At 64.3% G+C, this 26,649-nt stretch carries 27 protein-coding genes and 1 tRNA gene; 17 read left to right on the top strand and 11 right to left on the bottom strand.

The annotated features are described in order from the left end of the window. The first annotated feature begins 32 nt into the window (after positions 1 to 32). On the top strand, positions 33 to 905 hold the full coding sequence (locus QTA58_RS11805) for a methyltransferase domain-containing protein (protein ID WP_289672961.1): 873 nt from the start codon (positions 33 to 35) through the stop codon (positions 903 to 905). Positions 906 to 914: 9 nt separating this feature from the next. On the opposite strand, the gene QTA58_RS11800 is transcribed toward QTA58_RS11805, so the two are convergent. The 6 genes from QTA58_RS11800 to QTA58_RS11775 all read right to left on the bottom strand — a co-directional run bounded on the left by QTA58_RS11800 (position 915) and on the right by QTA58_RS11775 (position 5,109). Then, the gene (locus QTA58_RS11800) at positions 915 to 1,088 is read right to left on the bottom strand and encodes a Flp family type IVb pilin (RefSeq protein WP_085419569.1); all 174 of its coding nucleotides are present in this window, start codon (positions 1,086 to 1,088) and stop codon (positions 915 to 917) included. A gap of 51 nt (positions 1,089 to 1,139) precedes the next feature. Further along, the gene (locus tag QTA58_RS11795; RefSeq protein ID WP_289672959.1) at positions 1,140 to 1,457 is read right to left on the bottom strand and encodes a hypothetical protein; all 318 of its coding nucleotides are present in this window, start codon (positions 1,455 to 1,457) and stop codon (positions 1,140 to 1,142) included. 104 nt (positions 1,458 to 1,561) lie between these two features. Further along, the gene (gene mutT, locus QTA58_RS11790) at positions 1,562 to 1,978 is read right to left on the bottom strand and encodes an 8-oxo-dGTP diphosphatase MutT (RefSeq protein ID WP_289672957.1); all 417 of its coding nucleotides are present in this window, start codon (positions 1,976 to 1,978) and stop codon (positions 1,562 to 1,564) included. A gap of 2 nt (positions 1,979 to 1,980) precedes the next feature. Next, positions 1,981 to 2,754 (bottom strand): GNAT family N-acetyltransferase, encoded by a 774-nt coding sequence (locus QTA58_RS11785; RefSeq protein WP_085419572.1) that lies wholly within the window; start codon positions 2,752 to 2,754, stop codon positions 1,981 to 1,983. Between the two features lie 9 nt (positions 2,755 to 2,763). Continuing rightward, positions 2,764 to 4,005, bottom strand: a complete 1,242-nt coding sequence (argJ, locus tag QTA58_RS11780; protein ID WP_289672955.1) for a bifunctional glutamate N-acetyltransferase/amino-acid acetyltransferase ArgJ — start codon at positions 4,003 to 4,005, stop codon at positions 2,764 to 2,766. Positions 4,006 to 4,212: 207 nt separating this feature from the next. Then, a complete protein-coding gene (locus QTA58_RS11775; protein ID WP_289672953.1) occupies positions 4,213 to 5,109 on the bottom strand; it encodes a peptidylprolyl isomerase in 897 nt (298 codons plus the stop codon). Positions 5,110 to 5,358: 249 nt separating this feature from the next. Between QTA58_RS11775 and secA the strand changes: the two genes are divergently transcribed. From secA to QTA58_RS11760, 3 genes are all read left to right on the top strand, one after another. Next, entirely contained in the window at positions 5,359 to 8,070 is a 2,712-nt protein-coding gene (gene secA, locus QTA58_RS11770) for a preprotein translocase subunit SecA (RefSeq protein ID WP_085419575.1), read from the top strand. A gap of 300 nt (positions 8,071 to 8,370) precedes the next feature. Then, a complete protein-coding gene (locus tag QTA58_RS11765; protein WP_289672951.1) occupies positions 8,371 to 9,792 on the top strand; it encodes a lipopolysaccharide biosynthesis protein in 1,422 nt (473 codons plus the stop codon). A gap of 2 nt (positions 9,793 to 9,794) precedes the next feature. After that, complete coding sequence (locus tag QTA58_RS11760; protein ID WP_085419917.1) at positions 9,795 to 11,072, top strand: GNAT family N-acetyltransferase; 1,278 nt, start codon at positions 9,795 to 9,797, stop codon at positions 11,070 to 11,072. A gap of 59 nt (positions 11,073 to 11,131) precedes the next feature. Here the strand turns inward: QTA58_RS11760 and QTA58_RS11755 are convergent, their stop codons facing one another. Continuing rightward, complete coding sequence (locus tag QTA58_RS11755) at positions 11,132 to 12,766, bottom strand: AMP-binding protein (protein WP_289672949.1); 1,635 nt, start codon at positions 12,764 to 12,766, stop codon at positions 11,132 to 11,134. A gap of 191 nt (positions 12,767 to 12,957) precedes the next feature. On the opposite strand from QTA58_RS11755, the gene QTA58_RS11750 reads away from it, so the two are divergent. After that, positions 12,958 to 13,042, top strand: a tRNA-Leu gene (locus QTA58_RS11750). 142 nt (positions 13,043 to 13,184) lie between these two features. Then, entirely contained in the window at positions 13,185 to 13,694 is a 510-nt protein-coding gene (locus tag QTA58_RS11745; protein ID WP_085419919.1) for a disulfide bond formation protein B, read from the top strand. Between the two features lie 194 nt (positions 13,695 to 13,888). Here QTA58_RS11745 and QTA58_RS11740 read toward each other — a convergent pair whose 3' ends face one another. After that, on the bottom strand, positions 13,889 to 14,446 hold the full coding sequence (locus QTA58_RS11740) for an HNH endonuclease (RefSeq protein ID WP_085419579.1): 558 nt from the start codon (positions 14,444 to 14,446) through the stop codon (positions 13,889 to 13,891). Positions 14,447 to 14,547: 101 nt separating this feature from the next. Next, complete coding sequence (locus tag QTA58_RS11735; protein WP_289672947.1) at positions 14,548 to 15,189, bottom strand: DNA-3-methyladenine glycosylase; 642 nt, start codon at positions 15,187 to 15,189, stop codon at positions 14,548 to 14,550. A gap of 39 nt (positions 15,190 to 15,228) precedes the next feature. Between QTA58_RS11735 and gluQRS the strand changes: the two genes are divergently transcribed. Then, positions 15,229 to 16,125, top strand: a complete 897-nt coding sequence (gluQRS, locus tag QTA58_RS11730) for a tRNA glutamyl-Q(34) synthetase GluQRS (RefSeq protein WP_289672945.1) — start codon at positions 15,229 to 15,231, stop codon at positions 16,123 to 16,125. Here gluQRS and QTA58_RS11725 read toward each other — a convergent pair. Next, on the bottom strand, positions 16,054 to 17,028 hold the full coding sequence (locus tag QTA58_RS11725) for a YihY/virulence factor BrkB family protein (RefSeq protein ID WP_234810844.1): 975 nt from the start codon (positions 17,026 to 17,028) through the stop codon (positions 16,054 to 16,056). The genes gluQRS and QTA58_RS11725 overlap by 72 nt on opposite strands. Before the next feature lie 70 nt (positions 17,029 to 17,098). Here QTA58_RS11725 and QTA58_RS11720 point away from each other — a divergent pair, with 70 nt between their 5' ends. From QTA58_RS11720 to QTA58_RS11690, 7 genes are all read left to right on the top strand, one after another. Next, positions 17,099 to 17,932, top strand: a complete 834-nt coding sequence (locus QTA58_RS11720) for an SDR family oxidoreductase (RefSeq protein ID WP_289672942.1) — start codon at positions 17,099 to 17,101, stop codon at positions 17,930 to 17,932. A gap of 18 nt (positions 17,933 to 17,950) precedes the next feature. Then, positions 17,951 to 18,154 carry a twin transmembrane helix small protein gene (locus QTA58_RS11715; RefSeq protein WP_085419583.1) on the top strand — a complete coding sequence of 68 codons (204 nt, stop codon included), beginning with the start codon at positions 17,951 to 17,953 and terminating at the stop codon, positions 18,152 to 18,154. A gap of 212 nt (positions 18,155 to 18,366) precedes the next feature. Continuing rightward, a complete protein-coding gene (locus tag QTA58_RS11710; RefSeq protein WP_085419584.1) occupies positions 18,367 to 18,939 on the top strand; it encodes a cob(I)yrinic acid a,c-diamide adenosyltransferase in 573 nt (190 codons plus the stop codon). Positions 18,940 to 18,965: 26 nt separating this feature from the next. Further along, positions 18,966 to 19,712: a rhomboid family intramembrane serine protease gene (locus tag QTA58_RS11705; protein ID WP_289672939.1), complete on the top strand. Its 747-nt coding sequence runs from the start codon at positions 18,966 to 18,968 to the stop codon at positions 19,710 to 19,712. Positions 19,713 to 19,851: 139 nt separating this feature from the next. Then, entirely contained in the window at positions 19,852 to 20,598 is a 747-nt protein-coding gene (locus QTA58_RS11700) for an electron transfer flavoprotein subunit beta/FixA family protein (RefSeq protein WP_289672937.1), read from the top strand. 24 nt (positions 20,599 to 20,622) lie between these two features. Continuing rightward, entirely contained in the window at positions 20,623 to 21,552 is a 930-nt protein-coding gene (locus tag QTA58_RS11695; protein ID WP_289672936.1) for an electron transfer flavoprotein subunit alpha/FixB family protein, read from the top strand. Positions 21,553 to 21,721: 169 nt separating this feature from the next. Beyond that, a complete protein-coding gene (locus QTA58_RS11690; RefSeq protein ID WP_085419588.1) occupies positions 21,722 to 22,603 on the top strand; it encodes a 3-hydroxybutyryl-CoA dehydrogenase in 882 nt (293 codons plus the stop codon). A 339-nt stretch (positions 22,604 to 22,942) separates the two neighbouring features. On the opposite strand, the gene QTA58_RS11685 is transcribed toward QTA58_RS11690, so the two are convergent. Further along, positions 22,943 to 23,611 (bottom strand): TlpA disulfide reductase family protein, encoded by a 669-nt coding sequence (locus tag QTA58_RS11685; protein ID WP_289672935.1) that lies wholly within the window; start codon positions 23,609 to 23,611, stop codon positions 22,943 to 22,945. 23 nt (positions 23,612 to 23,634) lie between these two features. On the opposite strand from QTA58_RS11685, the gene argH reads away from it, so the two are divergent. The 3 genes from argH (at position 23,635) to lysA (ending at position 26,629) form a co-directional block, all read left to right on the top strand. Further along, positions 23,635 to 25,038: an argininosuccinate lyase gene (argH, locus tag QTA58_RS11680; protein ID WP_289672934.1), complete on the top strand. Its 1,404-nt coding sequence runs from the start codon at positions 23,635 to 23,637 to the stop codon at positions 25,036 to 25,038. 102 nt (positions 25,039 to 25,140) lie between these two features. Beyond that, the gene (locus tag QTA58_RS11675) at positions 25,141 to 25,347 is read left to right on the top strand and encodes a hypothetical protein (protein ID WP_085419591.1); all 207 of its coding nucleotides are present in this window, start codon (positions 25,141 to 25,143) and stop codon (positions 25,345 to 25,347) included. 13 nt (positions 25,348 to 25,360) lie between these two features. Next, positions 25,361 to 26,629 (top strand): diaminopimelate decarboxylase, encoded by a 1,269-nt coding sequence (gene lysA / locus QTA58_RS11670; RefSeq protein WP_289672932.1) that lies wholly within the window; start codon positions 25,361 to 25,363, stop codon positions 26,627 to 26,629. Positions 26,630 to 26,649: the final 20 nt, after the last annotated feature.

The raw sequence follows: 26,649 nt of genomic DNA, 5'->3' as shown, positions 1-26,649 counted from the left end.
CCTTTGCGACTGGCGAATGTGAGTGTTTGGACATGGAAATTCTCTTCGACGAACGGCTGGTGAAGGCAAGGCGCGAACGGGCGCTGGCGCAGCACGGCCGCAATGCCGCCTTCCTGCTGGAGATCGCCGGGCGCGAGCTGGCGGACCGCCTCGCGGTCGTCGAGCGCCGTTTCGAAACGGCCGTCGAACTGCATGGCGGCACCGGCATCGCCGCCCGCGATGCGCTGGCCACGGGCAAGATCGGCAGCATCCGCCGCATCGAGACGAACGAAGCCTTCGCCGAACCCGGCGAGAATATCGCGGCCGCCGTCTGGGAAGACGTTCCCCTGGAGCCGCAATCCGTCAACCTGGTGCTTTCGCCGCTTGCCCTGCACCTCGTCAACGACACGCCCGGCACGCTGATCCGCATCCGCCGGGCGCTGAAGCCGGACGGGCTTTTCCTGGCGGCGATCCCCGGCGCCGGCACGCTCGCGGAATTGCGCGACGTTCTCCTCTCGGCCGAGGCCGAGCTGACGGGTGGCGCAAGCCCGCGCGTCATTCCCTTCGCGGATGTGCGGGACGTGGGCGGGCTCCTGCAGCGCGCCGGCTTCACGCTGCCGGTCGTCGATGCCGAAACCTATACGGTGCGCTACGACTCGCTCTTCCCGCTGATGCGCGACCTGCGCGCCATGGGCATGACCAACCCGCTCGCCGGCCGCAGCCGAATGCCGGTGACGCGCCGTTTCTTCGTGCGGGCCGCCGAGCTTTATGCGGAGCGCTATTCCGATCCGGACGGCCGCATCCGCGCCACCTTTTCGATCATCTACGCCTCCGGATGGGCGCCGCACGAAAGCCAGCAGCAGCCATTGAAACCGGGCTCCGCGAAGATGCGTCTGGCCGACGCCCTGCGCAAGGGAACGGAATAGAGCCGGAAATTAATCCGTGGCGTTGGCGTAGGTGTCGGCGAGCCCGCCGAACATCTCGTTCATGATCTCGTAGTAGTCGCCGAGCGCGGCGAACAGCGCCAGCGCCAGGATCGCGACGAGCAGGCCGTATTCGACGGCCGTCGCACCGCTTTTATTCCTCAGAAGAGAGCTGAAAAGGCGCATGAATGTCCTTGGATCTGGAATGGATGAACCCAGGCGCCGGACCGCCCGGCCTCAGCAGTCGCTATCGGCGTAGCCCTCCACGATACAGACCGAAGCCGGCGTCTCCTGCAGGATGCTGCGGCGTATCGAGTATTCCTTGATGGTCTTTTCGGCAGGCCTGATGGAGCCCGTCGTGATCAGGTCGAAATCCTTCTGGATATCAGCCAGCCGGCGCCCGTCATCGCGCTCCGCCAGCATCGGCGTCAGGATCAGAGCAAAAGCGATGGCCGCCGTTCCGAACAGGAGTGCGATATTGAGCGCGCCGGTCTTGCCGGACCCGTACGTCGCCCGCTGCCGGACCCGCACAGTCTTCCAGAATTCCTCGTCCATATCTTCGAAATCTCGTCAACGCGTTTACTTGGATGGGCCGGACGCTATCACACGCGGCTAAACGATCCCTTAACGCGAGGTGAATTCGATTGCGCTAATTTTATCTACAGCAGGTCCTGCAGGATGGGGATGAGCGGCTCGTCGGCCGGCGGCATGGGATAGTCGCGCAGCGCGTTGGAACGAACCCATTTGATCGCCTGGCCTTCGCGGCCGGTCGGGATGCCTTCGAAACGCCGGCAGATATAGAGCGGCATCAGCAGGTGGAAGGTCTCGTAGGTGTGGCTGGCGAAGGTGAGCGGCGCAAGGCACGGGATCTTGGTGGCGATGCCGAGCTCCTCGTGAAGCTCGCGCACCAGCGTCTCCTCCGGCGTCTCGCCGGGCTCCACCTTGCCGCCCGGGAATTCCCACAGGCCGGCGAGCGTCTTGCCCTCCGGGCGCTGGGCCAGCAGGATGCGGCCGTCGCCGTCGATCAGCGCGCAGGCCGCGACGAGAACCAGCTTGCGGGGCGTCTCGCTGCTCATCCTCAACCTTCCTGCCGCCAGTAGCGGTATTCGTAGGCCTTGCGGAAACCGAATTTGCGGTAGAGCGCCAGCGCCGGCTCGTTGTCGGAAACGACCTGCAGCCAGGCCGAACGGGCGCCGCTGATGCGCGCCCAGCGCAGCGCCGAGGACAGGATTTCCGTACCGATGCCCCCGCGCCTTTGGGTTTTCGACACGGCGAAGGACATGATGCCGGCAAGATCGTTGTCCTGCACGCAGAGCGCCGCGGCGACCGGCCCCTCCACCGGGTCGTGCTTCATGAAGAAGCCCGACGGCGGCTTGATGGCGGAAAGGATCTCGGCAAGCGCCGGCTTCAGCGAAACGTCGTCCCCCTCGACGGCAAGACTTGCATCGATGAAACGGCCGATATCGTGGCTCGGCAGGTAGTCCAGCGTGTCGGGCAGTTCCAGCCCGGTGAGATCGACGGTCAGCACGTCGACCGTCTCGAACGCCCGCCAGCCCTCGTTTGCGAGATGCTCGATAAGCGGAGGTGGTGCCAGCGGCGTCTCGCGGACGACGAGCGGCCGGCCATAGGCCTCGAAGCGCTTGCGCGCCTTGGCGAGGCGAACCGCCATGTCCCGGTGGTCGGAAGGGTCGAGGGGCACGATGCAGTTCAGCCGCTTGGACGGATGGCCGCCTGTCAGCCGCACCTGCCAGCTGCCGTCATAGACGACGGAAGCCGCCGGCCAGGCGCGGAAGCCCACGGCCTCCAGCCGCCGCACCAGCGGCAGGTCGCTTTGGGGAAAGGATGCCCGCATCAAGTTCCGTCAGCTCCGATAGTCGCCGTTGATGGCGACATATTCCTTGGTGAGGTCGCATGTCCAGACGGTCGCGGTGCCGCTGCCGAGGCCGAGATCGACCTTCACCGGGATGTCTTCCCGCTGCATCACCGCCGTGGTCGCGGCTTCGGAATAGCCCGGATCGCGCTCGCCCTCGACGGCGACGCGCACATCGCCGAACCAGATCGCCAGGCGGTCGCGGTCGGCCATCTCGCCGGACTTGCCGACGGCCATGACGATGCGGCCCCAGTTGGCATCCTCGCCGGCGATCGCCGTCTTGACCAGCGGCGAATTGGCGATGGAGAGCGCGACCTTCTTGGCGGCTGCATCGCTCTCGGCGCCGGTCACGGTGATCTCGACCATCTTGCGGGCGCCCTCGCCGTCGCGCACGACCTGCAGCGCCAGATCCTTGAGGAGATCGTTGAGCGCGGCGCGGAAGCCCGAGAGCCGCGGATCGTCGGGACTTTCGACACGCGCCTGGCCGTCTTCCGCCGCCGCACCCGTGGCAAACAGCATCAGCGTGTCCGAGGTGGACGTGTCGCTGTCGACGGTGACCGAGTTGAAGCTCGGCCCGACGCCCGCGGCAAGCAGGGTCTGGAGAACGGGCGAGGCGATGTCCGCATCGGTCACCACGAAGGAGAGCATGGTGGCCATGTCGGGCGCGATCATCCCGGCGCCCTTGGCGATGCCGTTGATCGTCACCTTGACGCCGCCGATCTCGGCCGTGCGGGTGGCGACCTTCGGATAGGTGTCGGTGGTCATGATCGCCTTGGCCGCTTCCTGCCAGAAGTCGCCGGCGGCGGTCCTGTTCATGTCGCCGAGCACGCCGGCGAATTTCGTCGCATCCAGCGGCTCGCCGATCACCCCGGTCGAGGCGAGATAGACTTCGTTCTCGCCGCAGCCGACCGCTTCGGCAGCCGATTTCGCGGTGAGAGCCGTGGCGGCCTTGCCCTTGACGCCGGTGAACGCATTCGCATTGCCGGAATTGACGACCACGGCGCGCGCTACGCCGTGCGACAGATTGGCGCGGCAGAAATCCACGGGCGCCGAAGGGCACTTGGAACGGGTGAAGACGCCCGCCACCGCCGCCGGCCTGTCGAAAACCATCAGAAGCACGTCGGTGCGGTTCTTGTACTTGATCCCGGCGGCGGCGGTCGCCATGCGCACGCCGCGCAGAGAAGGCATGTCGGGATAGGATTTCGGAGCGAGCGGCGAAACGGAAGCGGACATCTCTAAGGCCTGTTGGAATATGATAGGGCCCGGGAAATCCGGGCCCGAGACTGCTGACAAACCGCCCCACCTCTCGCGTCATCCTCGGGCTTGTCCCGAGGATCTGCAACGTTAGCGGCTTAGATGCTCGGGACAAGCCCGAGCATGACGAAGAAAAAGTTGCGAGCCCGCCAACACCGGTGCAACGAGCTGGCCCGGCCCTGGAGATTACTGCTGGGCAGGAGCAGCGGGGACCGGAGCCTCCGCGCCGCCGGCGGCATCCTGCATCTTGTTGACCTCGTCATAGCCCTTCTTGAGGGCCTCGTCGACGATCTCGACCTTCTGCTCGGCCTTGGCCTTGTCGATCAGCGCCACGTACTTGTCGCGCATCACAAGCTGCCTGACCTGGTCCTGGACCTGCTCGAAAGCCGGCGGCGGAGCGTCGCGCGTATCTTCGAGCTTGATGACGTGGAAGCCGAACTGCGATTTCACCGGGGTCTTGGTGTATTCGCCCTTCTTCAGCGCGAACGCCGCTTCCTCGAATTCCGGCACCATGCGGCCGCGGCCGAACCAGCCGAGGTCGCCACCTTCATCCTTGTTGGAATCCTGCGACTTTTCCTTGGCGATCTCCGCGAAATCCTTGCCGGCGTCGAGATCGGCGATAACCGCCTTCGCCTCGTCCTCTGTCTTGACCAGGATGTGGCGGGCATGCACCTCTTCCTGCTTCGGGAGGGCGGCGATTTCCTTGTCGTAGCGGGCCTTCACCTCTTCCGGCGTGACGGCGTCGATGACGTGCTTGCGGAAGAAAGCGTTGTGGAGCTCGCGGTCGGCGATATAGTCCATCCGCTTCTTGAAATCGTCGGTATCCCTGACGCCTTCGGCGATCGCGCCGGAAGCCAGAAGCTTGACGTCGATGGCGCCGGAAAGGGCGGCGACCTTCTTCTGCTCGTCCGGGAGCTGGGCGAGCTGCGGGTCGAGGTTCTGGACCGCGAGGTCGAGTTCCGACTGCCGGATTTCCAGGTTGCCGACCTTGGCGACGACCGGATCTTCCGCCGCGAAGACGGGAGCCTGGGAGAAGATCGCAGCGGCGAGCGCGGCCGTGACGAGAAATTTGTGGCGCAACATCGGATTCACCTTTCGATAGAGCCACCGGTTTCAGAATGCCTGATTCCGGCCGAAAAACCTTCACAAACACCGGATTGTGGCCATTCTGTATCGGCCGCCACCGTTGACATCATTCGACCCCCCTCTTATCTGTCACGCAACTTCGCGTCCAGCAGAGTTTCCGGGCGTGGCGGGTCATTTTGTCGTCATCGAAGACGGCGCGCCCCTGCCCGCGATCCCACGGGACTGACATCAGAAAGGACCATTCGTATGGTCAGCCTTGGCGGCATCGCCCGCAAATTGTTCGGTTCGGCAAACGACCGCCGCCTGCGCGGCTACCAGCCGAGAATAGACGCCATCAATTCGATCGAGGAGAAGACCAGGGCCCTCTCCGACGAACAGCTCGCCGCCCAGACGGCGGAATTCAAGAAGCTGCTGGCGGAAGGCAAGACGCTCGACGACATCCTGATCCCGGCTTTCGCCGTGGTGCGCGAAGCATCCCGCCGCGTGCTGGGCCTGCGGCCTTTCGACGTGCAGCTCATGGGCGGCATGATCCTTCACGACGGCGCGATCGCCGAGATGAAGACCGGCGAAGGCAAGACGCTGGTGGCGACCCTTCCGGTCTATCTGAACGCGCTCGCCGGCAAGGGCGTGCATGTCGTCACCGTCAACGACTACCTCGCCCAGCGCGACGCCAACACGATGGGCCGGCTCTACGGCTTCCTCGGCCTCACCACCGGCGTCATCATCCACGGCCTCGACGACGACCAGCGCCGCGCGGCCTATGCCTGCGACATCACCTACGCCACCAACAACGAGCTCGGCTTCGACTATCTGCGCGACAACATGAAATACGACCGCGCCCAGATGGTCCAGCGCGGCCACAATTATGCGATCGTCGACGAAGTGGACTCGATCCTGGTCGACGAGGCGCGCACGCCGCTGATCATCTCCGGTCCGCTCGACGACCGCTCCGATCTCTACAACACGATCGACGCCTTCATCCCGGTTCTGACGCCGGAAGACTACGAAATCGACGAGAAGCAGCGTTCCGCCAACTTCTCCGAACAGGGCACCGAGAAGCTCGAGAACCTGCTGCGCGAGGCCGGCCTTCTGAAGGGCGAGTCGCTCTACGACGTCGAGAACGTCGCGATCGTCCACCACATCAACAACGCGCTGAAGGCCCACAAGCTCTTCACCCGCGACAAGGACTACATCGTCCGTAACGGCGAGATCGTCATCATCGACGAGTTCACCGGACGCATGATGCCCGGCCGCCGGTATTCGGAAGGCCAGCACCAGGCGCTCGAAGCCAAAGAGAAGGTGCAGATCCAGCCGGAGAACCAGACGCTCTCCTCGATCACCTTCCAGAACTATTTCCGCATGTACGAAAAGCTCGCCGGCATGACCGGCACGGCTTCGACGGAAGCGGAAGAATTCGGCAATATCTACAAGCTCGAAGTAGTCGAGGTTCCGACCAACCTGCCGATCGCCCGTATCGACGAGGACGACGAGGTCTACCGGACCTTCGAGGAGAAGTTCAAGGCGATCATCGAGGAGATCAAGGCCGCCCATGAGCGCGGCCAGCCGGTTCTCGTCGGCACGACCTCGATCGAGAAGTCCGAACTGCTGGCCAACCTGCTGCGCCAGTCCGGTTTCGACCAGTTCCAGGTGCTGAACGCCCGCTACCACGAGCAGGAAGCCTATATCGTCGCCCAGGCCGGCGTGCCGGGCGCCGTCACGATCGCCACCAACATGGCCGGCCGCGGCACCGACATCCAGCTCGGCGGCAATATCGAGATGCGCCTCGAGCGCGAGCTCGAAGGCGTCGAGGATCCGGCCGAGCGCGCGGCGAAGGAAGCCGCGATCCGCGACGAGGTGAAGCAGCTGAAGGAGCAGGCGCTCGCAGCCGGCGGCCTTTACGTCATCGCCACCGAGCGCCACGAAAGCCGCCGCATCGACAACCAGCTCCGCGGCCGTTCCGGCCGTCAGGGCGACCCGGGCCGCTCGAAATTCTACCTGTCGCTCCAGGACGACCTGATGCGCATCTTCGGCTCCGACCGCATGGACGGCATGCTGCAGAAGCTGGGCCTGAAGGAAGGCGAGGCGATCGTCCATCCCTGGATCAACAAGGCGCTGGAACGGGCGCAGAAGAAGGTCGAGGCCCGCAACTTCGACATCCGCAAGAACCTTCTGAAATACGACGACGTCACCAACGACCAGCGCAAGGTGATCTTCGAGCAGCGTCTCGAGATGATGGATGCCGAAGACGTTTCCGAAGTGGTCGAGGAAATGCGCAACGAGGTGATCGAGGTCCTGGTCGCCAAGCATATCCCCGAACGCGCCTATGCGGAGCAGTGGAATGCGCAGGGGCTGCGCGAGGACGTCGGCCGCCTGCTGAACCTCGACCTGCCGGTAGAGGACTGGGTCAAGGAAGAGGGCATCGGCGAGGACGATATCCGCGAGCGGATCACCGAGGCGGCCGACAAGGCGGCAACCGACCGCCGCGAACGCTTCGGCGCCGACATCATGACCTATGTGGAGCGCTCCGTGCTGCTCCAGACGCTCGACCATCTGTGGCGCGAGCACATCGTCAACCTCGACCACCTGCGCTCGGTCATCGGCTTCCGCGGCTATGCCCAGCGCGATCCGCTGCAGGAATACAAGGCGGAAGCCTTCGAGCTCTTCCAGGCGCTGCTCGCGAACCTCCGCGAAGCGGTCACCGCGCAGCTCATGCGCGTCGAGCTGGTGCAGAACCCGCAGCCGCCGGAACCGCCGCCGGTCTTCGAAGGGCATCACGTCGATCCGATGACCGGCGAGGACCAGTTCACCGGCCAGGACGGCGAGAACTTCATCGCCGCCCCCCAGGACCGCCGGCCGGAAGACCCGTCAAGCTGGGGTAAGGTCGGCCGCAACGAGCCCTGCCCCTGCGGTTCGGGCAAGAAATACAAGCATTGCCACGGCGCCTTCGAGCAGGTGTGAGGCCCTCCCCAGTATCCCCTCACTTGCGATTTCTAACACTTAGCTAAAGCTAAGATGTTGAAATCGCTTTCTCTCCCACAAAGGGAGAGATAAGGATGCCTCGCCGCCACGAGTCTACCTCTCCCCTTGTGGGAGAGGTTACAAAATCACGATCTTAGCAAAGCTAAGTCGTAGATTTTGTTGGTGAGGGGATATCAGTTCCCTCAAATCATGAATCCTTCGGCAGCCGGGCGAACCCTTTCTTAACCCTGCTGTGGCAACACTTTTGGCCATTGTTCCCGTCGGCTTCATGAGTAGTGCGTGCCCATCATGGCGGTCATCGAAACAGCGGAAAGACTGCTGCCGCCTGGCCTGAAAGCCCGGCTCGCTCCGCTGACGCGCAAGCTTGAAGCGATCCTGACCAACGACGACGAAACCGCCCGCGCCCAGCGCCGGGCGCTCACCGCCTTCGTGATCCGCATCTTCAGCGCCGCGATCGCCTTCGTCTCGCAGATCGTGCTCGCCCGCCTGATGGGCGAATTCGAATACGGCATCTTCGCCTTCGTCTGGGTTCTGGTCGTGCTCGCCGGCAATCTCTCCTGCCTCGGCTTCCACACTTCCGTCATCCGCTTCCTGCACCAGCACAGGGCGCGCGGCGAACTGGCGAGCGTGCGCGGCCTGAACCTCGCCGTCCGCCTCGTGGCGCTCGTCTCGGCAAGCGCGGTCGCCGGCCTCGGCTTCCTGTTCCTCTACGTCTTCGGCGATACGGTCGAGGCCTATTACCTCGTGCCGATCGCGCTCGCCTTCTTCACCATGCCGATGATCGCGCTCGGCGACGTGCTGGACGGCACCGCGCGCTCCAACGGCTGGACGGTGACGGCGCTCTCGCCCACCTACCTGATCCGCCCGGCGCTGATCCTCGCCTTCATGCTTCTCGCCATCTGGCTCGGCGCCCCGCAGACGGCGGTCACGGCCATGCAGGCGGCGCTTGCCGCGACCTATGTCACGACGCTCTCCCAGCTCCTGCGCCTGACGCTGCGCCTGCGCCGCGAATACGGCCCCGGGGCGAAACGCTTCGAGCTCGGCGCCTGGTTCCGCTATTCGCTGCCGCTCTTCCTCGTCGACGGCATCGGCTTTCTCCTGACCAACGCGGATGTCGTGGTCGTCGGCATCTATCTGCCTCCCGACCAGGTCGGCATCTATTACGCCGCGGCGAAGACCATCGTGCTCGTCCAGTTCGTCTATTTCTCGATCAAGGCCGCGGCCGGCCCCCGTTTCTCCGCGATCATGGCGGAGGGGGACATGCCGGCGCTCGCAGCCTTCGCCGGGCAGATGGCGCGCTGGAGCTTCTGGCCGTCGCTCGCCGTCGGCCTCGTGGCCCTTGCCGCCGGCGAACTGCTGCTCTCGCTGTTCGGCAGCGCCTTTACCGCCGGCTACTGGCTGATGGCGATCCTCTTTGCCGGCATCCTCGCCAAGTCCTTGGTCGGTCCCGGCGAGGTGCTGCTGTCGATGGCGGGCCACCAGAACCTCTGCGTCCTGCTCTATGCCGCAACGCTTGCCGCCAGCATCGGCCTCTACGTCGTGCTCATCCCGCGCCTCGGCCTGACGGGTGCGGCGCTCGCGACGGCAGCCGGAATGATGATCGAAGCGGTCCTCCTGCATATCGCGGTGCGCCGCACGCTCGGCATCGTGCTCTTCGCCTTCGCCGATCCGGCGCCCTCCGCTTCTCCAAAGGTTTCATGACCATGGCCCAACCTCCGATCAGCGGCGATTTCGAGGGTGACGGCGGCGGCCGGTTTCCGGCGATCCCGGCCTTCCGGGCCGCACGCCCCGACGCCGACGCGCGCCTGCCCGTCGGCCGCCCGGGCCGCGAACTCTGCCTCTATCCCGCTTCCCTGGGCTACGACCTGCAGGAGGAGCTCGAATTCCTTTCGAACCGCGCGATGGAGCCGAACATCTTCTTCTCGGCCCGACTGCTGGCACCCGCCATGCCGCGGGTGGAGGACAAGCAGGTGCGTTTCGCGCTGATCCGCGACGAGAGCGGCATGCGCAGCCGCATGCGGCTCCTGATGCCCTTCACGATCGAGAAGCCGGGCTTCTCCATGGGCGCCTCGATCATCCGCACCTGGGCCAATCCTTTCGGCCCGCTCGGAACGCCGCTCGTCGATGCGGAGGACGCCGCCGAGACGATCGACAACCTTCTGGAGGCGCTCGCCTCCCGGGAAGCGCGGCTCCCCTCCGTGCTCGTCATGCCGGACGTGCGGCTCAACGGCCGTTTCGCGCAGCTCGCCAGGGCGGTCGCGATCGGCCGCAACCTGCCGGTCACCGTCACCGACACGTTCCTCCGCCCGATGCTGGAAAGCCTCGCCGACGGCGAGACCTACCTGAAGCACGCGATCTCCCCGCATCATTTCCGCGAGATGCGCCGCCTCTGGCGCAACCTGGAGAGCCGGGGGACTGTCGCCTATTCCGTCGCCCGCCAGCCGGAGGAGGTCAGGCTGCGCATGGAGGAATTCCTGCTGCTCGAAGCCAAGGGCTGGAAGGGCCGCCGCCGCTCCGCCCTCATCAACGACCGCTATCGTGCCGCCTTCGCCCGCGAGGCGATCACCAACCTCGCCGAGGCCGATGCGGTGCGCATCCATACCGTCGACGTCGACGGCCGCGCCATCGCCTCGCTTGTCGTCTTCGTCATGGCCGGCGAGGCCTATACATGGAAGACCGCCTACGACGAGGGTTTCGCCCCCTATTCGCCCGGCAAGCTCCTGATGGTGAAGCTGACCGAATGGCATCTCGAAGACGCCAACATCATGCGCACCGACAGCTGCGCCGTGCCGGACCATCCGATCATGAGCCGCTTCTGGGAAGAGCGCGAGGAAATGGGCACGCTGGTGATCGGGCTCACCCAGAACGGCGACCGCGACGTGCGGCAGGTGGCCGCCCAGCTCCACCTCTACCGCAACACCCGCAACATGGCCCGCATCCTGAGGGAAAAGATCCTGGCGATCGCCGGCCGCTCGGAATAGTTCTTTGCTTTCACCCAATTCCTGACGGAAGACCGCTACACACTTTTCCTGGAATTGCTCTATTCGGTGGCGGCCCTCTCCCGAAGCAGCCGGCGGATGACCTTGCCGGTCGTCGTCAGCGGGATATCGTCGACGAAGGCGACCTCGCGCGGATATTCGTGCATGGAAAGCCGCGTCTTCACCCATTCGCGGATCTCCGCCGCCAGCGCGTCGCCCGGGCTGTAGCCGGCTGCCAGGACGATATAGGCCTTGACGATCTCGGTGCGGACCGGATCGGGCTTGCCGACCACCGCCGCAAGCCTCACCGCCGGGTGGCCGGTCAGACAGTCCTCGACCTCGCTCGGCCCGATGCGGTAACCCGACGAGGTGATGACGTCGTCGTCGCGGCCGACGAATTCCACGTAGCCGTCGGCATCCTGCCGGCCGAGGTCGCCGGTGATCAGCCAGTCGCCGACGAACTTCGCCGCGGTCGCAGCCGCGTCGTTCCAGTAGCCCAGGAACATCACCGGATCCGGCCGGCGGATGGCGATCTGGCCCATCTTCCCCACCGGCATCTCGATGCCCTTCTCGTCGACGATCGCAACGTGGTGGCCGGGCACGGCGCGGCCGATCGCCCCGCCGCGCGACACGCCGAGACCGGCGGCCGATCCGAGGACGAAATTGCACTCGGTCTGGCCGAAGAGCTCGTTGACCGTCAGCCCGAGCGCCGATTTCGCCCATTCATAGGTCTCGCGGCCCAGCGCCTCGCCGGCCGACGTGATCGTCCGAAGCTTCAGATCATATTTCTCGAGCGGCTTTTCGACGGATTTCAGCAGCCGCAGCGCCGTCGGCGGGATGAAGGCATTGCGGACATCCATCTCGGCCATGATGCGGAAGGCCATGTCGGCATCGAACTTCTGCGCCGGCGAGGAGACGACGGGAATGCCGAGCATCAGCGCCGGCATCAGGACGTTGAGCAGGCCGCCCGCCCAGGCCCAGTCGGACGGCGTCCAGATCCTGTCGCCCGGCTGCGGCGCGAACTCGTGCCCGAGCTGAAAGCCGGGAATATGGCCGGCGAGCACCCGGTGCCCGTGCAGCGCCGCCTTCGGCGGACCGGTCGTGCCGGAGGTGAAGATCATCAGCGCCGGATCGTCCGGCCCGGTCCCGGCCACCTCGAAAAGCGGCGGATGGCCGGAGACCAGCGTGTCGAACGACAGGAGGCCCTCGCCCGCCGCAGCGTCCCCCGTGACGATCACGTGCCTGAGGTCCGGCAGCTTGGTTCCGAGACCGGCAAGCCGCGTGAGGCCGAAGGCATTGGTGACGATCGCCGCGGCGCCCGACGCCTTCAGCCGGTATTCGAGCGCTTCGGCCCCGAAAAGCAGCGCGAGCGGCAGGGCGATGGCGCCCATCTTGTAGATCGCCACATGGGCGATGACCGTCTCGAAACTCTGCGGCAGGAGGAGCGCGATCCGGTCGCCGGGCTTCAGGCCGAGGGCAAGGAAGGCATTGGCAAGCGATGCGGAACGGGCCGAGAGCTCGCCATAGGTCAGCGCGAGGTGACGGCCGTCCGGGCTGAAATGCTGGAGGCAGACGCGGCCGGGATGCTTTGCCGCCCAGGCGTCGCTGACCGCTTCCCCCATGTTGAACCGCCGCGGAATCTCCCAGACGAAATCACGGCGGAGATCCTCATAGGAGGCGCGGGCGGGCAGTTTCATGGGCGTTGCTTCTCATTATGCTGCACCAGCTAACATCTTCGAAACTTGAAATACAAGGGGGACAAGGGAGGGACCTATCCGCGGCTCCACCACCCTTGCGGCTCGCCATGCCCGCATCGGCTCACACGACCGGCACTTCATCCTTGCATCGCCCCGCGACCCCGTGATAGAGCGCTTGCCGTTACCGAAGTGCCCCGTTGGCGGAATTGGTAGACGCGCCTGACTCAAAATCAGGTTCCGAAAGGAGTGCTGGTTCGATTCCGGCACGGGGCACCACAAATCCTCCGCAAACTCACGGAAAAGTGCCGGATTGGAGACGATCTGTCTCGTCCGCGATCATTTACAGCACGAGCCCATCTGCTCTAAGTGATGCTGACGGCCCTGGGCCCGCAAGACATATCAGGAGAAGCGCATGGCGCTGACAGCGTCCACCACCCGTTCCCGCACCGGTATCGGCTATGCCGTTCTCGTCACTCTCGGCATGGCCGCGACCGTCGGCGGCGCGCTGGCCTTCCAGTATATCGGCGGCTACATTCCCTGCGCGCTCTGCCTCCTGCAGCGCAATCCCTACTATTACGGCATCCCGGTCGGCATCCTGGCGGTCATCGCCGCCGCGATCGGCCTGCCGGCCTGGGTCACCCGCGCGCTGCTCGTCGTCATCGGTGTGATGATGCTCGTCGGCGCCGGCATGGGCGTCTATCACGCGGGCGTCGAGTGGAGCTTCTGGGAAGGCCCAGCAAGCTGCGGGGGCGGTGCCGGCGTCACCACCAATGCCGGCAGCCTGCTTTCCGACCTCAACACGGTCCACGGTCCTTCCTGCACGGAAGCGGCGCTTCGCGTGCTCGGCCTCTCCTTCGCGGGCTGGAACGTCATCGCCAGCGTCATCCTGGCGGCAATCGCCTTCGTTGGCGCGAAAAAGGCCGCCTGAAGCGGCCTTTCAGCCCGTTGACAAACCTCCGGCCCTACTCGGCGTCATCCTCGGCCTTGTGCCGAGGATCTGCTCACGTTTGATGCAGGCAGATGCTCGGGACAGGCCCGAGCATGACGGAGGAAAGATTACAGGCCTCTGTCGAGAAACCAAGCCGTCCGAAGCGGCCTCGGCATCGTGACCGTTCGGGCGATTTAGGGCTGCAGTTCCGTATCCCAGTAGAGATAGTCCATCCAGCTTTCGTGCAGATAGTTCGGCGGGAAGAGCCGGCCGTTGTTGTGCAGGTCCTGCACCGTCGGCTGGTAGGGCTTCTGGTGCGGGAACATGCCGGCCTGCTTCGGCAGCTTGCTGCCCTTCCTCAGATTGCAGGGCGAACAGGCCGCCACGACATTCTCCCAGGTCGTCTCCCCGCCATGCGCGCGGGGGATGACGTGATCGAAGGTCAGGTCGTCATGGGCGCCGCAATACTGGCACTCGAACCGGTCGCGCAGGAAGACGTTGAACCGGGTGAAGGCCGGATTGCGGGTCGGCTGGATGTAGGTCTTGAGGCTGACGACGCTCGGCAGCTTCATCGAGAAGCTGGGGGAGCAGACCGACTGTTCGTATTCGGCAATGATATTCACCCGGTCGAGGAAAACCGCCTTGATCGCGTCCTGCCAGGACCATAGCGACAAGGGATAATAACTCAGCGGCCGGTAGTCAGCGTTCAGCACGAGCGCCGGCAGGGCCTGCGGGGAGACTGCAATCGTCAAGTGACGCTCCTACCCGATTCGGCATCTGTACTTCTATATTAGGTCCGTTGTTACAGGATTGTGAAGCCCAATAAATGCAGAGGGATACTCGAAGTCTGCCATTATACGAGAGGGGTGACGTTGCGTCGCATTTTTGCCGCGTAATAGGCCCAGAAAAGCCGCGACGCGACAGATCGCCACGGGCTCCAGATTTCAGCCATGCGCGTGAGATCCTTTGCCGAAGGCCGGGCTTCGAGACCGAAAGCATGGGCGACCGAGGCCTGCAGCGCCACGTCGCCGGCGGGAAAGATGTCCGGATGCCCGCCGCAGAACATCAGGTAGACTTCCGCCGTCCACGGACCGATGCCGGGAAGCGCGGTCATGGCCCGGATTGCCTCGGCCGTTTCGAGCGCCGCGACGGCGTCGAGATCGAAACGGCCCTGCGAAATTGCCTCGGAAAGGTTGAGAAGCGTCGCCGCCTTCGCCCGTGAAAGGCCGAAGGTCGCGACGACGGCCGGATCCAGCGCCGCATAGCCTTCCGGCGTGAGCGGACCGGCCGCCGTAATCCGTCTCCAGATCGCCTCCGCACTCGCCCGCGAGACCATCTGCGACACGACGATCGAGGCAAGCCCCGCAAAGCCCGGCTGGTTGAGACGCAGCGGCACCGGACCTGCGGCATCGGCGACGGCCGCCAGCCGGGGATCGAGCCCGGCCAGCGCCCGAAGCCCCACCTGGATGTCCGAATGATTGCGGATGATCTTCATCGGCCGTTCAGCCTCTCCCATGGCCGTTTGTCGAAAAGCATGGCACAACAGAGCATGCCCGCTGCACCCTCTGATAAACCGGTCTATCGTTTCGCGCCAAGCCCGAACGGGCTGCTGCACCTCGGCCACGCGCTTTCCGCGCTCCTCAACCACGACATGGCCCGGGAAAACGGCGGGCGTTTCCTGCTGCGGATCGAGGATATCGACCTCACCCGCTGCACGCCGGAATTCGAGGAGGCGATCTATCGCGACCTTTCCTGGCTTGGGCTCGACTGGGAGAAGCCCGTGCGGCGGCAATCGGAACATTTCGACGACTATCGTGCCGCCCTCGACCGGCTGATCGAAATGGACCTGGTCTATCCGGCCTTCATGACCCGCGGTGAGGTGAAGGCGAAGGTCGCCGCCCATGAAGCGGAGGGAAAAATCTGGCCGCACGACCCGGACGGATCGCCGCTTTATCCCGACGACGACCGGCATCGAAGCAAGGCGGCGCGCGGGGCGTTGATCGAAAGGGGCGTGCGGCATGCCTTCCGGCTCGACATGGAAAAAGCCCTGGAGCACATCGGCCGGCCCCTGATCTGGACGGAAACCGGCGACGGCGAACGCGGCGAAATCCCGGCCGACCCCTCCGCCTGGGGCGATGTGGTCCTGTCGCGCTCCGATGCGCCGTCGAGCTACCATCTGTCGGTCACGGTGGACGATGCGGCTCAGGGGATCACCCATGTGGTGCGGGGGCTCGACCTCTTCGAGGCGACCGCCGTGCACCGGCTTCTGCAGGAGCTGCTCGGGCTTCCGCAGCCCGTCTACCACCACCACCGGCTGGTCATGGGACAGGACGGAAGGAAGCTGTCGAAGAGCGAGAGCTCAACCGGGCTCGCGGCGCTTCGCGACCAGGGCTTCCTGGCCGGCGACGTTCGCCGGCTCGTCGGCCTGTGAGGGAACCGGTTCGCGACCGGCATCGATCCTTCGAAGCCGCGAGAACACCGAGTAGATCCGGTATTTCATCAGTGCCGCGTTGAGCTCCGCTCCCAGCATGAAGATCACGCCGACCATGTAGAGGAAGACCAGCACGATCATGATCGACGCGAGACCCGCATAGGTCGCGGCATAATTGGCGAAGGTCGACAGATAGGCGGCGAAACCGAAGCCGAACACCGTCCAGAGGGCGATCGTCAGCACGACGCCCGGCAGGATGTCGATGAGCCTGCGCCGGCCGGCCGGCAGCCATTTGTGCGAGGCCAGAAGGCCGATCGTCAGCACCAGCGCCGTGCCGTAAAGGCCCCAGTTGGCGGCCCTGGCCAGATCGCTGATCAGCCAGGGAAAGCGCGTTTCGGCAAAGCGCATCGCGATCGGCACCGCCACCAGCACGATGCTGATCAGGGCGAAGGCCACGACGGCGACGATGACATAGCCGAGGCTGGCGAGGCGCGTCACATACCAGGGCCGCGTTTCGGCGACCCGATAGGCGCGATTGAGGGAAATCCGGAGCGCCTCGACGCCATTGGAGGCGAAATAGGCGGCCGCCAGCACCGAGATGGTCAGCAGCCCGCCGCGCCGCATCTCCAGGACCCGCTGGATTTCCGAGGCTATCGGGGTCGCGATATCCGCCGGCCAGGTGTCGAAGAGAAGATGCACCGCGGTTTCCGAAAACCCGCCCGCACCGAGAAAGCCCGCCAGGGCCGTGCCGAAGATCAGAAAGGGAAAGAGCGCCAGAAGGCCGGAAAGCGCCACATGGCTCGCCATCGCCCAGCCGTCGTCCTCGTTGAAATGGCAATAGGCATCCCAGAGCACCTTGTAGGCGAGCCTGGGCCAACGGATGGGGCGGTTCTCTTCGGTCAATGGCGACTCCGTTGTGGCCTGGCGCGAAATATGGGAGGAACCCTTCCGATTGTACAGGGATGGGCTCCTCATGGACGAAAGAAGAACGATCATCGTTACCGGCTGTTCCTCCGGCATCGGCGCCCATTGCGCCCGCGCCCTCAAGGCGGACGGTTGGCGGGTCTTCGCGACGGTGCGCAGGGAAGCCGACCTTGCCGCGCTCGAAGCCGACGGCATCGAGGCCCTGCTGATGGATTACACGAAGCCGGAAACCATCGCGGCTCTGGTGGAGGCGGTGCGGGAACGCACCGGCGGCCGGATCGACGCGCTCTTCAACAACGGCGCCTACGGGCAGGGCGGCGCCGTGGAGGACCTCTCGACAGACGTGCTGCGGGAACAGTTCGAGACCAATGTCTTCGGCTGGCACGAGCTGACGCGGCGGGTGATCCCGCTGATGCGCGCCGAGGGGCGCGGCCGCATCGTCAACTGCTCCTCCATACTGGGCATCCTGCCCTATCGCTACCGCGGTGCCTATACGGCCTCGAAATATGCCCTCGAAGGGCTCACCATCACCATGCGGATGGAGCTCGAGGGCAGCGGCATCGAGGTGAGCCTCATCGAGCCGGGGCCGATCGCCTCGCGCTTCACCGCCAATTCGCTCGCCAAGATCAGGGAGAATATCGACCTCGAGGGCTCCGTCCACGCCCGGGAGTACAAGCGGCAGATCAAGCGCCTCGACGGGCGAGGCCCGGTCAGCCGCTACAAGCTCGGCCCGGAAGCGGTCTACGGCGTCTTGACGCATGCCTTGACCGCGGCTCGCCCCAGGCCACATTATCTGGTAACGAGGCCCGCCAAGCAGGGCGCCTTCCTGAAAAGGATACTCCCGGCCGCGCTCTTCTATAAGCTCATGCGCCGGATCGACTGAACAGAAAGCAATCTCGGAATGTCCAGCTTCACCACCGTCCTGACCCTGATCGTCATGGGGCTCGTCGTGCTCGTCCTCATCCGCGGGCTGTTCAACATGCTCAAGGGAAGCGACGCGAACAAATCCAACAAGCTGATGCAGCTGCGTGTCCTCTTGCAGGCGATCGCAATCGTCCTCATCATGCTCACACTCTGGATCACGGGCGGGGGACGGCCGAGCTGAGTCTGAGCGGCAGGTCCCCTCACTTGCAATTTCCAGCACTTAGCTATGCTAAGAGCTGAAATTGCTTTCTCTCCCACAAAGGGGAGAGATGGGAATGCCGCGCTGCCGCAGGTCTACCTCTCCCTTGGTGGGAGAGGTTACAAAATCAGCAGCTTAGCTTTAGCTAAGTGCTAGATTTTGTCGGTGAAGGGGTCTTAGATAGATCGGGACAGATGGTAAAGCTCAACAAGATCTACACGCGGACCGGCGATGACGGCACGACGGGGCTGGTTTCCGGGCCGCGGCGCCAAAAGCACGATCTGCGCGTCGAGGCCTACGGCACCGTCGACGAAACGAACTCCACCGTGGGATTGGCCCGGCTCCATACGTCAGACATGGCCGAGCTCGACGCGATGCTTTCCCGCATCCAGAACGATCTCTTCGATCTCGGGGCCGACCTCGCGGCACCCGATACCGGCGAAAAGCTGGACTACGAACCGCTGCGCATCGTCGAAGCGCAGACGACGCGGCTGGAGAACGAGATCGACGCGCTGAACGCCCGTCTCGATCCGCTCCGATCCTTCGTGCTGCCGGGCGGCTCGCCCGCTTCCGCCCATCTGCACCTTGCGCGCACCGTCGCCCGCCGCGCCGAAAGGCTGATGGTGGAGCTTTCGCGGCGCGAGGCGGTGAGCGGCGCCGCACTGAAATACGTCAACCGGCTTTCCGACTTCCTGTTCGTGGCGGCGCGTTTCGCCAATGACGGCGGCAAGGCGGATGTGCTTTGGGTTCCGGGGAAAAACCGGTAAGAGAGACGCAGGGGGAGTTAAAAACGATGTTCATCCCGCTGCATGACGCCGTCGAGCTGAAATATATCCGCGTCCAGTACGTGACGATCGGCATCATCGTCGTCAACGTGCTGTTCTGGCTGTTCAGCACCGTCGCCAGCCCGGAAGTCGTCGAACATGCCTCGCTCGGCCTCGGTTTCATTCCGGCGGTGATCTTCGATTACGCCGCGCTCGATCCGTCGCTCATCATCGTTCCGGACGACGCGACGTTCATCACCTATTCCTTCCTGCATCTGGATTTCTGGCATCTCGCCTCGAACATGCTGTTCCTCTGGGTGTTCGGAGACAATGTCGAGGATGCGCTGGGGCATCTGAAGTTCCTGATCTTCTACCTGCTCTGCGCCACCGCGGGCGCCGCCCTTCACGGCCTCGTCGTGCCGTCCTCGGAAGGCCCGCTGATCGGCGCCTCGGGCGCGATCTCCGGTGTCGTCGCCGCCTATTTCCTGCTGCACCCGCGCGTGAGGGTCTGGGTTCTGGTGCTTTTCCGCATTCCGCTGCCGCTGCCCGCCTTCATCCCCCTGGCGCTCTGGATCATCCAGCAATTCGCCATGCTGGTCCTCGATGCCGACGGCATGGTGTCCTGGGGCGCGCATGTCGGCGGCATCATCGCCGGCGCGATCCTCGTCCTCTTCATGCGCCGCAGGGGCGTGCCGCTTTTCGACCGCCAGCTCGTGACGCCGAAGGCGGTGGAGCGCAAGCCGGACGTTCCGCAGGTCGCTGCGGCAACAGAATAGGTCTATGAGAAAACGGCAAGCTTCCGCTCAGAATCCGCGTTGCAGTCGCGCGAAAAATGCGTATCCATGTCGCCCACTGACAAATGAGGAAGCGGCAAATGTCGCAATTTGCGGCTGGAGATAGTCAAGGAAGGACCCCATGAAGATCCTGGTGCCTGTAAAGCGAGTGGTTGATTACAACGTGAAGATCCGCGTGAAGGCGGACGGCACGGGTGTCGAGCTTGCGAATGTGAAGATGTCGATGAACCCGTTCGACGAGATTTCCGTCGAGGAGGCTCTGCGTCTGAAGGAAGCGGGCAAGGCGGAGGAAGTGGTGGTCGTGTCGATCGGCCCGGCCAAGGCGGAAGAGACGCTGAGGACGGCGCTCGCCATGGGCGCCGACCGGGCGATCCTGGTCGAGACCGACGATGTCGTCGAGCCGCTCGCCGTCGCCAAGATCCTGAAGGGTGTCGTGGAAGCCGAGCAGCCGGGCCTGATCATCGTCGGCAAGCAGGCGATCGACGACGATTCCAACCAGACCGGCCAGATGCTGGCGGCCCTCCTCGGCTCGGCGCAGGCGACGTTCGCCTCCAAGATCGAGCTTTCCGGCGGTTCGGCGAAGGTCACCCGCGAAGTGGATGGCGGCCTGCAGACGATCGAGGTGAAGCTGCCGGCGGTGGTCACCACCGACCTGCGCCTGAACGAGCCGCGCTATGCCTCGCTGCCGAACATCATGAAGGCGAAGAAGAAGCCGCTCGACAAGAAGACGCCCGGCGATTTCGGCATCGACACCGCGCCGCGGCTGAAGGTCTTGAAGACGGAAGAGCCTGGCGGCCGCAAGGCGGGCGTCAAGGTCAAATCGGTCGAGGAGCTGGTCGCCAGCCTCAAGACCGCCGGCGTGCTCTAAGGGACGGATAGGGAGACTTTTATCATGGCCATTCTTCTTCTGGCAGAACACGACAACCAGACCCTCTCCGACCAGACCGCCAAGGCGCTCTCCGCCGCCTCCAAGATCGGCGGCGACGTGCATGTGCTGGTCGCCGGCTCCGGCGCCAAGGCTGCAGCCGATGCCGCCGCCAAGCTTTCCGGCGTCTCCAAGGTGCTGCTTGCCGACGATGCTAGCCTCGCCAACAAGCTTGCCGAACCGGTGGCGGCGCTGATCCTGTCGCTCGCGCCGTCCTATGACGTGATCATCGCCCCGGCGACCACGTCCGCCAAGAACATCCTGCCGCGCGTGGCGGCCCTTCTCGACGTCGCCCAGGTCTCGGAAATCATCGAGGTTGTCAGCCCGGATACCTTCAAACGGCCGATCTATGCCGGCAACGCCATCCAGACCGTGCAGTCGACCGATGCAAAAAAGGTCATCACGGTGCGCACGGCCTCCTTCCAGGCGGCCGGTGAAGGCGGCTCGGCTTCGGTCGAAAGCGTCTCCGCTGCCGAAAACCCCGGCGTGTCGAGCTTCGTCTCGGACGCGCTGTCGTCGTCGGAGCGTCCGGAACTGACCTCGGCCAAGATCATCATCTCGGGCGGCCGGGCGCTCGGCTCGTCGGAAAAGTTCAAGGAAGTCATCCTTCCGGTGGCCGACAAGCTGGGTGCCGCCGTTGGCGCAAGCCGTGCCGCGGTCGATGCGGGCTACGCCCCGAACGACTGGCAGGTCGGCCAGACCGGCAAGGTGGTCGCGCCGGACCTCTACATCGCAGCCGGCATTTCCGGCGCCATCCAGCATCTGGCCGGCATGAAGGACAGTAAGGTCATCGTCGCGATCAACAAGGACGAGGAAGCCCCCATCTTCCAGGTCGCGGACTACGGCATCGTCGGCGACCTCTTCGAAATCCTGCCGCAGCTTGAAAAGGCGCTCTAGCCGATTTGAACATTGTTCATTTCGCAAGCGCGAAAAATGCTGGCAAAACGTCAATTGGCGGAATAACAATCTGCCGGACTGCATGCATGCAGTCCGGCATTTTCATAAAATCGGCGCACGCAGGGGATAGCGTTCGGCGTCGCGGGAGCGAACCCCAGGGAACGAAGCAATGAGTTCGGTCATAAAGAATATCGGCGTCATCGGAGCGGGCCAGATGGGCTGCGGCATCGCACATGTTTCGGCGCTCGCCGGATACAAGGTGCAGATGTACGATCTTTCCAAGGACCGGATCGAGGCAGCGCTTGCCACGATCAACGGCAACCTTGCCCGCCAGGTGACGAACGGAAAACTCTCCGACGAAGATCGGAAGGCGGCGCTTTCCCGCATTTCCGGCTCGGCTGACGTGAACGACCTCGCTCCGGCGGACATGGTGATCGAGGCGGCGACCGAGGACGAGAGCGTCAAGCGGAAGATCTATGCCGCTGTCTGTCCGGTCCTGAAGCCGGAAGCCCTGCTCGCCACCAACACGTCGTCCCTCTCCATCACCCGCCTCGCCTCCGCCACGGATCGCCCCGAACATTTCATGGGCATACATTTCATGAACCCGGTGCCGGTCATGAAGCTCGTGGAACTGGTGCGCGGCATCGCGACCGACGAGACCACCTTCCAGACCGCCAAGGACTACGTGGCTACGCTGGAAAAGACCGTGACGGTCGCCGAAGACTTCCCCGCCTTCATCGTCAACCGCATCCTTCTGCCGATGATCAACGAGGCGATCTACACGCTCTACGAAGGCGTCGGCACGGTCGAGGCGATCGACACGGCGATGAAGCTCGGCGCCAATCATCCGATGGGTCCGCTGCAGCTTGCCGATTTCATCGGCCTCGACACCTGCCTGTCGATCATGCAGGTGCTGCACGACGGCCTGGCGGATTCGAAATACCGTCCCTGCCCGCTTCTGGTGAAATATGTCGAGGCCGGCTGGCTCGGCCGCAAATCCGGCCGCGGGTTCTATGATTACCGCGGCGAGACGCCGGTTCCAACGCGGTAGGCGGGTGTTAGCCGCTACAACCGTTGGCTTGCCAGTCAAGCCGTTCCCAACTATATTAGGGGAGTGGGAGACGAGCTTTCGCCCGTCTCCCTCGATCATCTTAGGAATAAAACCCGCACGCTAGCCTGCCAGCCCGTGCGGGTTTTCCTTAAGGTGAACGTGATGCTAAATGGCCTAGACCACATAGATCACCCTCCAGTTGGATAGCGAGGCCTTCGCCATGGTCGGAGGAGCCCGTCTTCTCCGATGCGCCTGGCAGGGCGCGTCTGCTTTCGCTGTCACAACCATTGGAAGAATAGCGAAAAGCCGGCAGCCGTCCACCGGAGAAAATTGCGAGGATTACGACCCCTTCGCCGCCGTGATCAGCGCCTTGGCGTCGGGACTGTCCCAGGCGGCCGGGCCGTTCATTGCCGATATCAGACAGCCCTTTTGGTCCATGACCAGCGTCACGGGCAGGCCGAAGGCGAGGCCTTCCTTCTTCAGCGCGTTGAAGACGCCCATCGAACTGTCGCGATAATAACCGAGCGCATCGACGCCGTATTCGGAGAGGAAGGCCTTCGGCTTCTCGTCGTTCCCGGTATCGATATTGACCGCCACGACTTCGAAATCCTCGCCGCCCATCTCCTTCTGAAGCGCGTTCAGCGCCGGCATCTCCTCGCGGCACGGGCCGCACCAGGTGGCCCAGAGATTGAGCAGCACCGTCTTGCCGGCGAAATCCGCCGTCTTCAGGTCCTTGCCGTCCGGCCCCTTGAAGGCGAGGTCGAGCGGCCGCGGCGGCGCGGCCGCGACCATGGCGGCGACCTGGCCCCTGGAGAATTCGGAAACCGACGTCACCTTTTCGATGGCTCCCTCGCAAGCCCCGGAGGATTGGGCGAGGAGCGGCGCTTCGCCATTGCCAGACCCCGTGTTCCTCACGTATACCGCCACGGCGCCGGCGAGCACGCCCGCAATGCCGGCAATCATGATCAACCGGACGGAAGGAAGGCCGAAAGGTCTTTTGTTCGTCATCAATGACTCCAGGACTTGGCACTATGGCCGACGGCACGAAGGACGCGACATCCTCCAACCAGATGTGGGGCGGACGCTTCGCCTCGGGGCCGGACGCGATCATGGAGGAGATAAATGCCTCGATCGGTTTCGACAAGAAGCTCTTCGCCCAGGATATCCGCGGCTCAATAGCGCATGCGACCATGCTGGCCGAAAAAGGCATCATTTCCCGCGAAGATAAAGACAAGATCTTGTCTGGCCTGAACACGATCATGTCAGAGATCGAAAGCGGGAAGTTCGAATTCTCCCGGAAGCTCGAAGACATCCACATGAACGTCGAGGCACGGCTGGCGGCCCTCATCGGCCCCGCGGCCGGGCGCCTGCATACCGCCCGCTCCCGCAACGACCAGGTGGCGCTCGATTTCCGCCTCTGGGTGAAGGAAGAGCTTGCCAAGACCGAGCGCATGCTGACCGACCTGATCGCCGCCTTCCTCGACCGGGCGGAAGAGCATGCCGAGACGGTGATGCCCGGCTTCACGCATCTCCAGACCGCCCAGCCGGTGACCTTCGGCCACCACTGCATGGCCTATGTGGAAATGTTCGGCCGTGACCGCGCCCGCGTGCGCCACGCGATCGATCACCTCGACGAAAGCCCGATCGGCGCTGCGGCACTCGCCGGCACCGGTTTTCCGATCGACCGCCATATGACGGCCAAGGCGCTCGGTTTCCGCGAGCCGACCCGCAACTCGATCGACACCGTTTCAGACCGCGACTTCGCGCTGGAATTCCTCTCGGTCGCAGCGATCTGCGCGGTGCATCTGTCGCGCCTTGCGGAAGAGATCGTCATCTGGTCGACGCCGCAATTCGGCTTCGTGCGCCTGTCGGACGCGTTTTCCACCGGCTCGTCGATCATGCCGCAGAAGAAGAACCCGGACGCCGCCGAACTGGTGCGCGCCAAGACCGGCCGCATCAACGGTTCGCTGGTGGCACTTCTGACCGTCATGAAGGGCCTGCCGCTCGCCTATTCCAAGGACATGCAGGAAGACAAGGAACAGGTCTTCGACGCCGCCGAGAACCTGGAGCTGGCGATCGCCGCCATGACCGGCATGATGCGCGACATGACCATTCGCGCCGATAAAATGCGCGCCGCTGCCGGCTCCGGCTATTCGACCGCGACCGATCTCGCCGACTGGCTGGTGCGCGAGGCGGGCCTGCCTTTCCGCGACGCCCACCATGTGACCGGCCGCGCCGTGGCGCTCGCCGAAAGCAAGGGATGTGGGCTGGCCGAGCTTTCCCTGGAAGAGCTCAAGGAGATCAATGCCGCGATCACCGAAAAGGTGTTCGACGTACTGACCGTGGACGCCTCCGTCGCCAGCCGCCAGAGCTTCGGCGGCACGGCGCCATCCGAAGTGCGCAAGCAGATCGCCTGGTGGCGTGCCCGCAACTGAAGACGATACCGATGCCAGTCAGGTGATGCCGGAATGATACTGCACAAGAGCGCGGAACTTCGCTATGACAGGTCCTTGAGCCGTGCTGGAGAAGGTAAGAGCATGTCGAAGTCGCTGATGAACATCGCCCGCATCACTTTTGCGCTGAGCCTCGCCGGCATTGTCGCCGTGGGCTGCGGCCGCAAGGGCGACCTCGACCGTCCGAGCACTCCGGTGGAGCAGCAGAACATCCGCAAAAGCGGATCCGCCGCAGAGCGGGCAAAGGAGCCTGTTCCCGACAAGCCTTTCGTCCTCGATCCGCTTCTGTAATTCGGGTTTTGACGTGAATCACTTTCACTATATCGACGGCGTGCTGCACGCCGAAAACGTGCCGATCCCGGAAATCGCCAGGGCTGTCGGCACGCCTTTCTACGTCTATTCGACGGCCACGCTGGAGCGTCACTACAAGGTCTTCGCGAAGGCCTTCGCCGATGTGGACGCCATGGTCTGCTATGCGATGAAGGCGAATTCCAACCAGGCGGTCTTGAAGACGCTCGGCCGGCTCGGCGCCGGCGTCGACGTGGTGTCCGGCGGCGAGCTGCGCCGCGCGCTGGCCGCCGGCATTCCGGCAAGCCGCATCATGTTCTCCGGCGTCGGCAAGACGGTGCAGGAAATGGACCTGGCGCTGCAAGCCGGCATCTACTGTTTCAACGTCGAATCCGAGCCCGAGCTGGAAGTCCTGAACCTTCGCGCCGTCAAGGCCGGCAAGAAGGCGCATGTCTCCTTCCGCATCAATCCGGACGTCGACGCCCGCACGCATGCCAAGATTTCCACGGGCAAGAAGGAAAACAAGTTCGGCATTTCCTATGAGCGTGCCCGCGCCGTCTACGCCCATGCCGCGACGCTTGATGGCATCGACGTGACCGGCATCGACATGCATATCGGCAGCCAGATTACCGAGCTGCAGCCCTTCGAGGACGCGTTCCGGCTGCTGCGCGAACTGGTCGACACGCTGCGCTCCGACGGTCACCGCATCGACCACGTCGATATCGGCGGGGGACTGGGTATTCCCTACAAGGACGACAACACTCCGCCGCCGCTTCCAGACGCCTATGCGGAGACGGTGAAGCGCCAGCTCCGCTCGCTGAACTGCAGGATCGTCACCGAGCCCGGCCGGCTGATCGTCGGCAATGCCGGTATCCTGGTGACCGAGGTGATCTACGTGAAGGACGGCGGCGAAAAGGCCTTCGTCATCGTCGACGGCGCGATGAACGACCTGATCCGCCCGACGCTCTACGACGCCTATCACATGATCCGCCCGGTGGTCGTGCCGCCGGCCGATGCGCCGCGCATCAAAGGCGACGTGGTTGGACCGGTTTGCGAAACGGGTGACTATCTCGCGCTCGACCGCGAGATGGCCGAACCGAAGCCGGGCGACCTGATCGCCGTCGCTTCCGCCGGCGCCTATGGCGCCGTCCAGGCCGGAACCTACAACTCCCGCCTGCTGGTGCCGGAGGTTCTGGTCAAGGGCGCCGACTTCCACGTGGTGCGTCCGCGCGGCACCTACGAGGAGCTCATCGGCCTCGATTCCGTGCCCGCCTGGCTTGCGTGAGCCTTTAACGCGGCGTTCAC

This window comes from Neorhizobium sp. CSC1952 (assembly GCF_030378245.1).
Classification (GTDB): domain Bacteria; phylum Pseudomonadota; class Alphaproteobacteria; order Rhizobiales; family Rhizobiaceae; genus Neorhizobium; species Neorhizobium oryzae_A.
Note: the sequence above shows the minus strand (reverse complement) of the source record. Positions and strands in the feature narration are given on the sequence as shown.

Coding starts and splice junctions, on each gene's coding strand:
- QTA58_RS11700 (WP_289672937.1), top strand. CDS start 19,852: ATGAAGATCCTGGTGCCTGTAAAGCGAGTGGTTGATTACAACGTGAAG.
- QTA58_RS11800 (WP_085419569.1), bottom strand. CDS start 1,088: ATGCGCCTTTTCAGCTCTCTTCTGAGGAATAAAAGCGGTGCGACGGCC.
- QTA58_RS11715 (WP_085419583.1), top strand. CDS start 17,951: ATGTCCAGCTTCACCACCGTCCTGACCCTGATCGTCATGGGGCTCGTC.
- QTA58_RS11735 (WP_289672947.1), bottom strand. CDS start 15,189: ATGAAGATCATCCGCAATCATTCGGACATCCAGGTGGGGCTTCGGGCG.
- QTA58_RS11720 (WP_289672942.1), top strand. CDS start 17,099: ATGGACGAAAGAAGAACGATCATCGTTACCGGCTGTTCCTCCGGCATC.
- secA (WP_085419575.1), top strand. CDS start 5,359: ATGGTCAGCCTTGGCGGCATCGCCCGCAAATTGTTCGGTTCGGCAAAC.
- QTA58_RS11805 (WP_289672961.1), top strand. CDS start 33: ATGGAAATTCTCTTCGACGAACGGCTGGTGAAGGCAAGGCGCGAACGG.
- mutT (WP_289672957.1), bottom strand. CDS start 1,978: ATGAGCAGCGAGACGCCCCGCAAGCTGGTTCTCGTCGCGGCCTGCGCG.
- QTA58_RS11705 (WP_289672939.1), top strand. CDS start 18,966: ATGTTCATCCCGCTGCATGACGCCGTCGAGCTGAAATATATCCGCGTC.
- gluQRS (WP_289672945.1), top strand. CDS start 15,229: ATGGCACAACAGAGCATGCCCGCTGCACCCTCTGATAAACCGGTCTAT.
- QTA58_RS11710 (WP_085419584.1), top strand. CDS start 18,367: ATGGTAAAGCTCAACAAGATCTACACGCGGACCGGCGATGACGGCACG.
- QTA58_RS11775 (WP_289672953.1), bottom strand. CDS start 5,109: ATGTTGCGCCACAAATTTCTCGTCACGGCCGCGCTCGCCGCTGCGATC.
- QTA58_RS11755 (WP_289672949.1), bottom strand. CDS start 12,766: ATGAAACTGCCCGCCCGCGCCTCCTATGAGGATCTCCGCCGTGATTTC.
- QTA58_RS11785 (WP_085419572.1), bottom strand. CDS start 2,754: ATGCGGGCATCCTTTCCCCAAAGCGACCTGCCGCTGGTGCGGCGGCTG.
- QTA58_RS11795 (WP_289672959.1), bottom strand. CDS start 1,457: ATGGACGAGGAATTCTGGAAGACTGTGCGGGTCCGGCAGCGGGCGACG.
- argJ (WP_289672955.1), bottom strand. CDS start 4,005: ATGTCCGCTTCCGTTTCGCCGCTCGCTCCGAAATCCTATCCCGACATG.
- QTA58_RS11695 (WP_289672936.1), top strand. CDS start 20,623: ATGGCCATTCTTCTTCTGGCAGAACACGACAACCAGACCCTCTCCGAC.
- QTA58_RS11690 (WP_085419588.1), top strand. CDS start 21,722: ATGAGTTCGGTCATAAAGAATATCGGCGTCATCGGAGCGGGCCAGATG.
- QTA58_RS11675 (WP_085419591.1), top strand. CDS start 25,141: ATGTCGAAGTCGCTGATGAACATCGCCCGCATCACTTTTGCGCTGAGC.
- QTA58_RS11760 (WP_085419917.1), top strand. CDS start 9,795: ATGGCCCAACCTCCGATCAGCGGCGATTTCGAGGGTGACGGCGGCGGC.
- argH (WP_289672934.1), top strand. CDS start 23,635: ATGGCCGACGGCACGAAGGACGCGACATCCTCCAACCAGATGTGGGGC.
- QTA58_RS11685 (WP_289672935.1), bottom strand. CDS start 23,611: ATGACGAACAAAAGACCTTTCGGCCTTCCTTCCGTCCGGTTGATCATG.